Annotated in this window: 9 protein-coding genes; 5 read left to right on the top strand and 4 right to left on the bottom strand. The window is 65.3% G+C overall.

Annotated elements, in window-relative coordinates; genetic code table 11:
• Position 1 precedes the first annotated feature (1 nt).
• Positions 2-2,074 (bottom strand): hydantoinase/oxoprolinase family protein, encoded by a 2,073-nt coding sequence (locus EJ067_RS14855; RefSeq protein WP_126086405.1) that lies wholly within the window; start codon positions 2,072-2,074, stop codon positions 2-4.
• A 218-nt stretch (positions 2,075-2,292) separates the two neighbouring features.
• On the opposite strand from EJ067_RS14855, the gene EJ067_RS14850 reads away from it, so the two are divergent.
• The 5 genes from EJ067_RS14850 (at position 2,293) to EJ067_RS14825 (ending at position 8,978) form a co-directional block, all read left to right on the top strand.
• Positions 2,293-3,120, top strand: a complete 828-nt coding sequence (locus tag EJ067_RS14850; RefSeq protein WP_126086404.1) for a ferredoxin--NADP reductase — start codon at positions 2,293-2,295, stop codon at positions 3,118-3,120.
• Between the two features lie 191 nt (positions 3,121-3,311).
• On the top strand, positions 3,312-4,367 hold the full coding sequence (gene deoC / locus EJ067_RS14845; RefSeq protein WP_126086403.1) for a deoxyribose-phosphate aldolase: 1,056 nt from the start codon (positions 3,312-3,314) through the stop codon (positions 4,365-4,367).
• Positions 4,368-4,602: 235 nt separating this feature from the next.
• Positions 4,603-6,978, top strand: a complete 2,376-nt coding sequence (locus EJ067_RS14835) for an aldehyde dehydrogenase family protein (protein ID WP_126086402.1) — start codon at positions 4,603-4,605, stop codon at positions 6,976-6,978.
• Positions 6,979-7,188: 210 nt separating this feature from the next.
• Positions 7,189-7,920 (top strand): SDR family oxidoreductase, encoded by a 732-nt coding sequence (locus EJ067_RS14830; protein WP_126086401.1) that lies wholly within the window; start codon positions 7,189-7,191, stop codon positions 7,918-7,920.
• Positions 7,921-8,132: 212 nt separating this feature from the next.
• Complete coding sequence (locus EJ067_RS14825; protein ID WP_126086400.1) at positions 8,133-8,978, top strand: fumarylacetoacetate hydrolase family protein; 846 nt, start codon at positions 8,133-8,135, stop codon at positions 8,976-8,978.
• Between the two features lie 205 nt (positions 8,979-9,183).
• On the opposite strand, the gene EJ067_RS14820 is transcribed toward EJ067_RS14825, so the two are convergent.
• The 3 genes from EJ067_RS14820 to EJ067_RS14810 are packed head-to-tail and all read right to left on the bottom strand — an operon-like array spanning position 9,184 to position 12,095.
• Positions 9,184-10,182, bottom strand: a complete 999-nt coding sequence (locus EJ067_RS14820) for an ABC transporter ATP-binding protein (RefSeq protein WP_126086399.1) — start codon at positions 10,180-10,182, stop codon at positions 9,184-9,186.
• Between the two features lie 15 nt (positions 10,183-10,197).
• Positions 10,198-11,259, bottom strand: coding sequence for a Gfo/Idh/MocA family oxidoreductase (locus EJ067_RS14815; protein WP_126086398.1), 1,062 nt, complete (start codon positions 11,257-11,259; stop codon positions 10,198-10,200).
• A complete protein-coding gene (locus tag EJ067_RS14810; protein WP_126086397.1) occupies positions 11,256-12,095 on the bottom strand; it encodes a carbohydrate ABC transporter permease in 840 nt (279 codons plus the stop codon). The genes EJ067_RS14815 and EJ067_RS14810 overlap by 4 nt, the downstream gene beginning before the upstream one ends.
• Positions 12,096-12,102: the final 7 nt, after the last annotated feature.

Below are 12,102 nucleotides of genomic sequence, written 5' to 3'. Positions count from 1 at the left end.
CTTAGGCCTCGCCGATATCGATGATGATGTTGCCGTCGGCGTCCGAGCGGGCGCGGTCGCCTGGCTCGAGCACGGTGGTGGCGTCCATCTGTTCCAGGATCGCCGGCCCCTTGATGATAGCGTCAAGCGGCAGCTTTTCGCGGGCGTAGACCGGCGTGTCGCGCCAGGCGCCGTGATACCAGACCGGCCGGATCTCGCGCCGCGCCTCCTCGAGCGTCGCCGCGCGCCCCGCTGGGTCGATCAGCTTCGACAGGTCGATCTGCGGCCGCACGCCGGTCACCGATGTGTTGAGGTTGACGAGGTTGGCGCGGATCTCCGGCAGCTCGACCTTGAAGCGCGCGAAATAGGCCTTTTCGAACAGTTGCTGCAGCGTTTCTCGTGAAACCGACGACGAAGGCAACGGCACGTTGATGATATGCGTCTGGCCGACGAACTGCATGTCGGCGGAGTGCGTCACGCGGATCGCGTCCGGCTTCACCGCTTCCTTGGCGATTAGCGCCTCGCCTTCGTTACGGTGCCGTTCCAACACCTCGCGAAGCGCAGCTTCGTCGAGCCCACCGACCGGCATGTTGATTGTGTTGACAAAGTCATGCCGCATATCCGCGACGACGCAGCCGAGCGCGTTCGTGATGCCGGGGCGCGCCGGCACCAGCACTTTCGGCAGGCCGAGCTCGCGGGCGAGCGCCGTCGCATGCAGCGGTCCGGCGCCGCCGAAGGCGAACAGCGCGAAATCGCGCGGATCGTGGCCGCGCGATACCGAGACCATGCGGATGGCGCCCGCCATCTTCATGTTGCCGAGCCTCAAGATCGCGCCCGCCGCCTCGACGCCGGACAGGCCGGTCCTCTTACCGATCCTGTCCTCGAAGATCGAGGTGACGCTTTCGACGGTGACCGGATTGTCGACCGCGAGCAGCTTCTTCGGCGCCAGCCGGCCGAGCACCAGATTGGCATCGGTGATGGTCGGCTCCGTGCCGCCGCGCCCGTAGCAGATCGGACCGGGATTGGCGCCGGCGCTTTCCGGGCCGATCTGGATCAGCCCGGCCGCGTCGACGCGCGCGATCGAGCCGCCGCCGGCGCCGACCGTATGCACCGCCACCATCGGCACATGGATCGGCATCGCATATTCGATCTCGATCTCGTTCGAGACGGCGGGCTCGGCGTTGCGGATCAGCGCCACGTCGGTCGAGGTGCCGCCCATGTCATAGGTGACGAGGTTGCCGAAGCCGGCGCGTTTTCCGGTATAGGCGGCGGCGATCACGCCCGACGCCGGGCCCGACATCACGGTCTTGGCCGATTCCAGCGTGACGAAGCGGGCCGAGATCATGCCGCCGTTGCCGTTCATGATCAGGAAGTCGCGGGCATAGCCCTTCGCGGCGAGCTCCTTGCGCAGCCGTTCGACATAGCGCTCCAGGATCGGCTGCACCGAGGCGTTGACCGCGGCCGTCACGCCGCGCTCGAACTCGCGCGCCTCCGAAAGCAGCGCATGGCCGGTGGTGATGTGGCCGTTCGGCCAGAACTCCGCCGCGATCTCGGCGGCGCGGCGTTCATGCGCCGGGTTGGCGTAGGAATGCAGGAAATGGATGACGAGCGACTCGCAGCCGGCGGCGAGCAGCCGCTTCAGCGCATCGCGCATCTCGGTCTCGTCGAGCGGCACGCGAACGGCGCCGGAGGCCTCCACGCGCTCGGAGACCTCAAGGCGGAGGTCTCGCGGAATGACTGGTACGAAAGTGCCCGTCATGCCATAGGCTTGCGGCCTTGTGCGCCGTCCGAGCTCGATCACGTCGCGAAAGCCGCGCGTGGTGATCATGCCGGTTCGCGCCAGCCGGCGCTCCAGCACGGCGTTGGTGGTGGTGGTCGTGCCGTGCACGATGAGGTCGATGCCGTCGACCGGAAAGCCGGTCGCACCGAGCGCCGAAACCACGCCAAAGGCCTGATTTTCCACCGTGGTCGGCGTCTTGGCGATATGCACCTTGCCGCCTGCCTTGCCATCGATCAGGAGCAGATCGGTGAAGGTTCCCCCGACATCGATGCCGGCAACGACGCTTCCCGCCGACGCCGAAAATTTCTCATTCATTGCCGAAACCCGAAATGCCAGGACTACGGATATGCCTTGGTTTGGAAAGGCGTTTTACGCTGCCATCTTGACCTGAAGATCATTTGTATACTAATAAATTCGGCACACAAGAGCTTACCGCTTGGCAGTGTGTGGAGAGCGCGTCGGAACCTGAGTTCGGGCGCGCAGGAGAAGGTTTGGCGCTCGCGCCTCGCGTCCGCGCCGGAAGGTTGGGTTTGATGAACACGTCATCCGCGTTGAACGTTGCCGGCGCCAAGCCGCTGCAGTTCCCGATCCCGGCCAATGTCTATGCCGAGACCGTGGTCTCGGTGAAGCACTACACCGACCGGCTGTTCTCGTTCCGCATCACCCGCCCGCAGTCGCTGCGCTTCCGCTCCGGCGAGTTCGTCATGATCGGCCTGCCCAATGCCGAGAAGCCGATCTTCCGCGCCTACTCCGTCGCCAGTCCCGCTTGGGACGACGAGCTGGAATTCTTCTCGATCAAGGTTCCGGACGGTCCGCTGACCTCCGAGCTGCAGAAGATCGAGGTCGGCGACACCGTCATCATGCGCCAGAAGTCGACCGGCACGCTGGTGCTCGATGCGCTGACGCCCGCCAAGCGCGTGTTCATGATCTCGACCGGCACCGGCATTGCGCCCTTCGCCAGCCTGCTGCGCGATCCCGACACCTATGAGAAGTTCGACCAGGTCATCCTCACCCACACCTGCCGCGACAATGCCGAGCTTACCTACGGCCAGGAACTGGTGGCGGCGCTCGAGAGCGATCCGCTGATCGGCGAGCTGACCGGCGGCCGCGTCACGCTCTACAATTCGACGACCCGCGAGCAATCGGCGCGCATGGGCCGCATCACCGCGCTGATCGGCTCGGGCAAGTTCTATTCCGACCTCGGGATCGACAAGCTCAATCCCAAGACCGACCGCATCATGATCTGCGGCTCGATGCACATGCTGAAGGATGTCAAGGAACTCGCCGAGAGCCTCGGCTTCCAGGAGGGCTCGCTCAGCCATCCCGCCAGCTTCGTCGTCGAGCGCGCCTTCGTCGGCTGAGGCGCGTCGCCCACCGCCCAACATGTTGTTTTGACCATACGGTCAAAAATCTGCTGCTTCGGCGGCCTTTTTCCGCTATGACCCTTTGAAAGACTCGTGAAGCGTCGCTTCACGGGCTATCTTCGTGCGGGTCACCCAGCGACACGCACGAAGGCATAAAGCGCAAGCGCGCTGAAATGAAAGGGCAGGAGATGAGCAGCACCATCCGCGAGGCCGGCGCAGGCGCCGGCGCGTCCAAGGTTATGCCGCTGCCGGCGCGCGCCGCTGCCAACACGCCGATGCCGCTGGAGCATGGCATCGCCCGCAACCCCGGCATGAAGCTCGATCTAGGCTTCCTGGAATCGGTGCGCAGCGTCAACCGATCGGCGCTGGAGCGCCGGGTCGCCACGCTCACCAAGCGGCGCTCGATCAAGGCCGACAATCAGGCCGCCTGGCTGCTGCGCGCCATTGCCTGCATGGACCTCACCACGCTCAATTCCAACGACACCGACGAGCGCGTGCGCCGGCTCTGCGCCAAGGCGATCAATCCACTGCGTCGGGATATCGTCGAGGGGCTCGGCATATCAGGCGAAACCATCCGTCCGGCGGCGGTCTGCGTCTACCATCCCTTCGTCGCCACCGCGGTCGACGCGCTGCGCGGCACCGGCATCCATGTCGCAGCCGTCTCCACCGCCTTCCCGCACGGGCTGGCGCCGCTCTCGACCCGCCTGCAGGAGATCGAGGCTTCGGTGCGCGACGGCGCCGACGAGATCGACGTCGTCATCCAGCGCGGCCTGGTCTACGGCGCCAAGTGGCGCGAGCTGTTCAACGAGATCGTCGCCATGCGCGCCGCCTGCGGCGATGCGCATCTGAAAGTCATTCTCGGCACCGGCGACCTCGCCACGCTGCGCAATGTGATGCTCGCCTCGATGGTGGCGATGATGGCGGGCGCCGATTTCATAAAAACCTCGACCGGCAAGGAAAGCGTCAACGCCACGCTTGCGGTGGGCCTCGCGATGGTGCGCGCCATCCGCGCCTATTTCGAGGAAACCGGCTATCTCATCGGCTTCAAGCCGGCGGGCGGCATTTCCACCGCCAAAGTCTCGCTCGACTGGCTGGTGCTGATGAAGGAAGAGCTCGGCCGGCCTTGGCTGGAGCCGGAGCTGTTTCGCTTCGGCGCGTCCAGCCTGCTCACCGACATCGAACGCCAGTTGGAGCATCACCTGACCGGCCACTATTCGGCCAACCATCGCCACGCGATGGCATAGTGCGGGCCAAGCCCTTGAACGCCGAGTTCCTTCGCGCCCCCCTCTGTCCTGCCGGACATCTCCCCCACTTGTGGGGAGATTGGCTGTCATCGATGATTTCGCCAATCGTCGACGTTGTAGGACGGCAGCCGACAGGCGCGAAGGCTGATCTCCCCCCTTGTGGGGGAGATGTCCGGCAGGACAGAGGGGGGCGCGAAGGAATGCCTCCCGAGACAATTATCTGGAGCGCCGTCTCATGAACATCCTCGACCGCTACCATGCCATGGAATACGGCCCGGCGCCGGAAGCCCGCAACGAGGCGGATGCCTGGCTCGCCGCGCGCGACTTCTCCAAGGCGCTGTTCATCGACGGCGCCTGGAAAGCGGCGGCGGGCGGCAAGACTTTTGAGACAACCGAGCCGTCCTCTGGCAAGCTGCTTGCCAAGGTCTCGGACGCGAGCGCCGCCGACATCGACGCCGCGGTCGCCGCGGCCGCCAACGCTCTGCCGAAATGGAGCGTCAGCTCGGGCTATGCCAGGGCCAAGGTGCTCTACGCCATCGGCCGCGCCATGCAGCGCCATCAGCGGCTGTTCGCGGTGCTGGAATCGATCGACAACGGCAAGCCGATCCGCGAGAGCCGCGACATCGACGTGCCGCTGGCGATCCGCCATTTCATCCATCACGCCGGCTGGGCGCAGACGCTTGAGAAGGATTTTCCCGATCACAAGCCGGTCGGCGTCGTCGGTCAGGTCATCCCGTGGAATTTCCCGCTGCTGATGCTGGCCTGGAAGATCGCGCCGGCTTTGGCCGCCGGCTGCACCGTGGTACTGAAGCCGGCCGAGTTCACGCCGCTCACCGCCATACTGTTCGCCGAGATCTGCGAGCGCGCCGGTGTGCCGAAAGGCGTCGTCAACATCGTCCAGGGCGGACCGGAGGCGGGTGCGGCCATCGTCAATCATCCAGACGTCCAGAAGATCGCCTTCACCGGCTCTTCGGAAGTAGGCAAGATCATCCGCAAGGCCACCGCCGGCTCGGGCAAGAAGCTTTCGCTGGAGCTTGGCGGCAAGTCGGCCTTCATCGTTTTCGAGGATGCCGATCTCGACAGCGCCGTCGAAGGTCTGGTCGACGGCATCTGGTTCAACCAGGGCCAGGTCTGCTGCGCCGGCTCGCGGCTGCTGGTGCAGGAAGGCGTCGCCGAGGCCTTCATCGCCAAGGTCAAAGTCAGGATGAGCCGGCTGCGCGTTGGCAGCCCGCTCGACAAGAACACCGATATCGGCCCGTTGGTCGACCGCACCCAACTCGACCGCGTCAAGGGCCTGATCGCCGAGGGCGCCAGGCAGGGCGCGGTGTGCTGGCAGCCCGACGCTGGCTTGCCGACGACTGGCTACTATCATTTGCCGACGCTCGCGACATCTGTTGCGCCGGCTAATATTCTGGCGCAGGAGGAGGTGTTCGGGCCGGTGCTGGCCACAATGAGCTTCCGCAACACCGAGGAAGCGATCGAGCTTGCCAACAACACGCGCTACGGCCTTGCCGCTTCGGTGTGGAGCGAGAATATCAATCTCGCTTTGCATGTCGCGCCGCAGTTGAAGGCCGGCGTGGTGTGGGTCAACGGCACCAACATGTTCGACGCCGCCTGCGGCTTCGGCGGCTATCGCGAAAGCGGCTTCGGCCGCGAGGGCGGCCGGGAAGGCATGTTCGAATATCTGGCGGCAAAACTGCCCGTCGGCCCCGCCATCAAGCCGGCCGCCGCCGGCTCAGCTCAACCGGCCGAGCAGGCCGACGGCATGGCCGTCGACCGCACGGCAAAGCTGTTCGTCGGCGGCAAGCAGGTGCGGCCGGACGGCAACTACTCGCTCGCCGTCGCCACCGCCAAGGGCAAGCTTGCCGGCGAAGTCGGCCTCGGCAACCGCAAGGACATCCGCGATGCGGTTTCTGCTGCCCGCGCGTGCAAGGCCTGGCCGGAGGCGACCGCCTACAACCGCAGCCAGGTGCTCTACTATTTCGCGGAAAACCTTTCGGGCCGCGTCGACGAGTTCGCGGCGCGCCTCGTCCAGCTCACCGGCGTCGCTCCCAAAGCCGCGCGGGAAGAGGTCGAGCAGTCGATCGAGCGGCTGTTCCTCTATGCGGGCCTCACCGACAAATTCGAGGGCCGTGTCCACCAGCCGCCGGCCCGTGTCGTGACACTTGCGTTGCACGAACCGGTGGGCGTCGTCGGCATCGTCGCGCCGGACAACCAGCCGCTGCTCGGCTTTATCTCGCTGGTGGCGCCGGCGCTCGCCATGGGCAACACGGTGGTGGCCGTCCCGTCCGAGCGCCACCCTCTGCTGGCTACGGATCTCTACCAGGTCATCGAGTATTCCGACATTCCGGCCGGCGCCATCAACATCGTCACCGGACGCAGCGCCGAGCTTTGCGGCGTGCTGGCCAAGCATGACGACGTCGACGGGCTCTGGGTGTTTGCCGATGCCGACAGCTGCGCCAAGGCGGAGGCCGATTCCATCGGCAACTTGAAGCGCGTCTGGACCGGCAACGGCCGCAGCCTCGACTGGGCCTCGGGCGAAGCCGCAGGCGATGCCTTCCTGCGCCGCGCCGTCGAGGTCAAGAACGTCTGGGTGCCTTACGGCGACTGAAGCCCGTCGCTGCAAACGCGCCGGCTTGCGGCCGCCGCCGCGACGAGATCGCGTTCGGGCTTGACGCTGGCGCGCGTGTTCTTTAACGAGAAAAAACATCTTTATCTATGAAGGGCGGCGGATAGGCCGCACGATGCCGGCCCGCTGGCAGACGACGTCGCAGCCGGCCATCGATAGAGTCGGACGCACCAGGCAGGCGAGGAGGAAAGCATGGCGGATCTGGCAGGCAAGGTGGTGGTCGTCACCGCGGCGGCGCAGGGCATCGGCCGGGCAAGCGCCCTGGCTTTTGCCAATGCCGGCGCCACGGTTCACGCCACCGACATCAATGAGCCTCTATTGGCCGAGTTTGGCAAGACTGCCGGCATCAGGGCCCGCAAGCTCGACGTGCTGAACGATGCGGCTGTCAGTGCCGCCTTCGCCGAGATCGGACCGGTCGATGTGCTGTTCAACTGCGCCGGCTTCGTCCATTCCGGCTCGATCCTCGAAATGACCGATGCCGATCTCGATTTCGCGCTCAACCTCAATGTCCGCTCGATGATCCGCACCATCCGCGCCGTGCTGCCCGGCATGCTGGAGCGCGGCGACGGCTCGATCATCAACATGGCGTCGCTGGCGAGCTCGCAGAAGGGCGTGCCGAACCGCTTCGCCTATGGTGTCACCAAGGCCGCCGTCATCGGCCTGACCAAGGCGATCGCCGCCGACTATGTCGCCAAGGGCATACGCTGCAATGCCATCTGCCCGGGCACGGTCGAGAGCCCGTCGCTGCAGGACCGCATGCATGCGCAGGGGGATTACGAAGCGGCCCGCGCGGCCTTCATCGCCCGCCAGCCCATGGGGCGGCTTGGCACGCCTGAGGAGATTGCCGACCTCGCCGTCTATCTGGCAGGCGCGACCTACACCTCGGGGCAGGCCTACAATATCGATGGCGGCTGGTCGATCTGACCTGTTGCCTTAGGAAAAGGACGGACAGGGAAAGATAGCGGCCTCATCCGACATTTGTCGGCGGAGGGATCGCAGGGTCTGAAAATCCTGCTTCCGGGCGCAACTTGAGTGTGACGCGCGCTTGCTGGCGACCGGGACGGCGACTACGGTCCGCCCGGTTTCGCGGATAGAGTTTGAGAAAACGGCCCTTGGCCGCAAGGTGGAGAACAAAGATGAAGTTGCTGCGCTATGGCGAGGTGGGGAGCGAGCGTCCCGGCCTGCTCGATCAGGATGGCACGATCCGCGACCTTTCGGCCCATGTCGCCGACATCGGCGGCACCGCGCTCCATCCGGCTTCGCTGGAGATGCTGTCGAAGCTCGATCCGAACTCGCTGCCGGCGGTCGCCGGTAGCCCGCGCCTGGGCGCCTGCGTCGCCGGCACCGGCAAATTCATCTGCATCGGCCTCAACTATTCCGACCACGCGGCGGAGACCGGCGCCACCGTGCCGCCGGAGCCGATCATCTTCATGAAGGCGAGCTCGGCCATCGTCGGGCCGGACGACGACGTGCTGATCCCGCGCGGCTCGGTCAAGACCGACTGGGAAGTCGAGCTCGGCGTCGTCATCGGCAAGACGGCGAAATATGTCAGCGAGGCCGACGCGCTGGATTATGTTGCCGGCTATTGCGTCGCGCACGACGTGTCCGAGCGCGCCTTCCAGGCCGAGCGCCAGGGCCAGTGGACCAAGGGCAAGTCCTGCGACACCTTCGGCCCGATCGGCCCCTGGCTGGTCACCAAGGACGAGATCGCCGACCCGCAAAACCTCAAGATGTGGCTGACCGTCAACGGCAAGACCATGCAGAACGGCTCGACCAGGACCATGGTCTACGGGGTCAAATATCTGGTCTCCTACCTCAGCCAGTTCATGTCGCTGCATCCCGGCGACATCATCTCCACCGGCACGCCGCCTGGCGTGGGCCTCGGCATGAAGCCGCCGGTGTTCCTGAAGCCCGGCGACGTCGTCGAGCTCGGCATCGAAGGCATGGGCCAGCAGAAGCAGACGTTCAAGGCGGACGAGTAAAGCGCCGCCTCCCCTTCTCCCCCTGAGGGAGAAGGCGGCCGCGAAGCGGCCGGATGAGGGGTGTTGGAAGGATCTCAACCTTGCAGAGGTGAGAGCTGAGCACCCTTCGATTTCCTGACGCCGCGCTCCGTCGCGCACCCTCATCCGCCTCGGCGCTGCGCGCCGATCCACCTTCTCCCACGAGGGGAGAAGGAGAGGCTGGCGCCTACTTCAACACTCTTCCATCGGCTCCGAACCGATACGTCTTCGCCGGATCGGGCGTCGCATAGAGCGTCGAGCCCGGCTCGGCATTGTAGACGCCGAAGATGCGCACCGTCAGCATCCCCGCCTTCTCGCAGTCGAGATAGAGGTTGGTGTCGGCGCCGAGGTGCTCGGCATGCACCACCGTGCCTTTCCAGGCGCCGGATTTCGTGTCGACCGTCAGATGCTCCGGCCTGACACCGACGGTCTTCGCCGTTTCGCCCAGCTTGGCGCCGTCGATGAAATTCATCTTCGGTGAGCCGATGAAACCGGCGACGAAATCATTGGCCGGCGAATTGTAGAGCTCCATCGGGCTGCCGATCTGCTCGATCCGCCCGGCGTTGAGCACCACGATCTTGTCGGCCAGCGTCATCGCCTCGACCTGGTCGTGGGTGACGTAGATCATCGTCGCCTCCAGCCGCCGGTGCAGCTGCGCGATCTCCAGCCTTGTGTTGACGCGCAGCGCCGCGTCGAGGTTCGACAGCGGCTCGTCGAACAGGAACAGTTTCGGCTCGCGCACGACGGCGCGGCCGATGGCGACGCGCTGGCGCTGGCCGCCCGAAAGCTCCGCCGGGCGCCGCTCGAGATAGGGCTCCAGCGACAGCATGGTGGAAGCGATCTTGATGCGGCGGTCGATCTCGGCCGAAGGCGTGCCGGCCTGCTTCAGGCCGAGGCCCATATTGTTCCTCACCGTCAGATGCGGATAGAGCGCGTAGGTCTGGAACACCATGGCGATGCCGCGTTTGGCCGGCGGCGTCACGGAGACGTCGTCGCCGTCGATCAGCACACGGCCGGAGGTCGAATCCTCCAGCCCCGCGATCACGCGCAGCAGCGTCGACTTCCCGCAGCCGGAAGGGCCGACGAAGACGACGAACTCGCCGTCATTGACCTCGAGGTCGATGCCCTTCAGCACCTCGACCGGCCCGAAAGCCTTCTTCACATTCTCGATGTTCAGCGAGCCCACGGCTTCGTCCTTGTTCTAGAGTTTGATCGGGGCGCCGGTGCGCACGCTCTCGTCGGCCGCCAGGCAGACGGCGAGCGACTTCACCGCGTCGTCCATGTGGCGGGTGAGGTCGATGTCCTCGCGGATGGCCCTGAGCAGGAAGGCCTGCTCGCGGTCGCAGAGCTCCTGGTGTCCTGGCTCGCCCTCCATCGACAGCAGCTCGTCTTGCCTGGCGAACGTGCCGTCCGGACCGGTCGCGGCGCTGTGCAGGCGGATGGTCGAGGTCTTGGTGTGGGTGTCGATGTCGTCGGACTTCACGCCCTCCTTCATCACGATCGACACGCAGCCGTTTGGAGACATCACGTCCTTCACGAAGAAGGCGGTCTCCGAGATCATCGGACCCCAGCCGGCTTCGTACCAGCCGACCGAACCGTCCTCGAACAGCACCTGGAGATGGCCGTAATTGTACATCGACGGCGCCACCTCGTCGGAGAGCCGCACGCCCATGCCGCGCACCTCGACGGGTCTGGCGTCGGTGATCTGCAGCATCACGTCGAGGTAGTGCACGCCGCAGTCGACGATCGGCGAGGTCGTCTGCATCAGCTGCTTATGCGTCCCCCAGGTATGGCCTGAGGACTGCTGGTTGAGGTTCATGCGGAAGACGTAGGGACCGCCGAGCTTGCGCGCCTCGGCGATCAACCGCACCCAGGATGGATGGTGGCGAAGAATATAGCCGATCACCAGCTTTTTGCCGTTGGCCCTGGCCGCGTCGACGACGCGTTGCGCATCGGCAACCGTCGTTGCCAGCGGCTTCTCGACGAAGACATGGCAGCCCGCCTCGAATGCCCTGACCGCGTAGTCGGCATGGCTGTCGGAATAGGTGGCGATCGCGGCGACATCCGGCTTCTCGTCGCGCAGCGCGTCCTCGAAGGAGCGCCTGATGCCGTAGCCGGCAAGCCCGTCCGGCAGCGGCACGTCGGAGCGGTTGACGAGCGCGGCGATCTCGAAGCCCGGATTGGTGTGGTAGGCCAGCGCATGGCTGCGGCCCATATTGCCGAGGCCGGCAACGACAACGCGAAGGGGTTTTTCTGAACTCACTTGACGGCTCCCGAGGTGATGCCGCGGATCAGCTGCCGCGAGAAGATGACGTAGAGGATCAGCACCGGCAGGATCGCCAGCGACAGCGCGGCCAGTATCGCGTTCCAGTTGGTGACGAACTGGCCGAGGAAGAGCTGCGCGCCGAGCGTCACCGTCTTGGTTTCTTCCGACGGCGCAAGGATCAGCGGGAACCAGAGGTCGTTCCAGATCGGGATCATGGTGAAGACAGCGACCGTCGCCATCGACGGGCGCACCAGCGGCAGCACCAGCCGGAAGAAGATCGTGTATTCCGACAGCCCATCGATGCGGCCGGCGTTCTTCAAATCGTCGGACACCTGCTTCATGAATTCCGACAGGATGAAGATGGCTAAAGGCAGGCCTTGCGCGGTATAGACTAGGATCAGCGCCGTCAGCGTGTTGACCAGTCCTGTCGCCACCATCAGCTGCAGGATGGCGACCGTGCCGAGACGGATCGGGATCATGATGCCGAGCGCCAGATAGAGCCCCATCAGCGTGTTGCCGCGGAAGCGGTATTCCGACAGCGCGAACGCCGCCATCGCGCCGAACAGCAGCACGAAGAACAGCGAAGCGACGGTGACGACGAGGCTGTTCTGGAAATAGTGCAGGAAGTCGCCCTGGCCGATCACGGTCGTGTAGCCGATCAGGTCGAAGGTCTTCGGCGTGGGCGGCGTCAGCGGCGCGCCGAAAATGCCCGCGCGCGACTTGAACGAGTTCATGATCACCAGGATCACCGGGAACAGCGCGATCACGGTGTAGGTCAAAAGGACCGCGTGTGCGCCGATGGTGCGGGGAAGCGAATGGGTGGCTGTGCTCATGGCGCGC

This window comes from Mesorhizobium sp. M1D.F.Ca.ET.043.01.1.1 (genome assembly GCF_003952385.1).
Classification (GTDB): Bacteria; Pseudomonadota; Alphaproteobacteria; order Rhizobiales; family Rhizobiaceae; genus Mesorhizobium.
This window is presented reverse-complemented; position numbering and strand designations above follow the sequence as displayed.

Excerpts from the sequence above, each read along its gene's own strand:
- EJ067_RS14855 (WP_126086405.1), bottom strand. The coding sequence starts at position 2,074 with ATGAATGAGAAATTTTCGGCGTCGGCGGGAAGCGTCGTTGCCGGCATC.
- EJ067_RS14850 (WP_126086404.1), top strand. The coding sequence starts at position 2,293 with ATGAACACGTCATCCGCGTTGAACGTTGCCGGCGCCAAGCCGCTGCAG.
- deoC (WP_126086403.1), top strand. The coding sequence starts at position 3,312 with ATGAGCAGCACCATCCGCGAGGCCGGCGCAGGCGCCGGCGCGTCCAAG.
- EJ067_RS14835 (WP_126086402.1), top strand. The coding sequence starts at position 4,603 with ATGAACATCCTCGACCGCTACCATGCCATGGAATACGGCCCGGCGCCG.
- EJ067_RS14830 (WP_126086401.1), top strand. The coding sequence starts at position 7,189 with ATGGCGGATCTGGCAGGCAAGGTGGTGGTCGTCACCGCGGCGGCGCAG.
- EJ067_RS14825 (WP_126086400.1), top strand. The coding sequence starts at position 8,133 with ATGAAGTTGCTGCGCTATGGCGAGGTGGGGAGCGAGCGTCCCGGCCTG.
- EJ067_RS14810 (WP_126086397.1), bottom strand. The coding sequence starts at position 12,095 with ATGAGCACAGCCACCCATTCGCTTCCCCGCACCATCGGCGCACACGCG.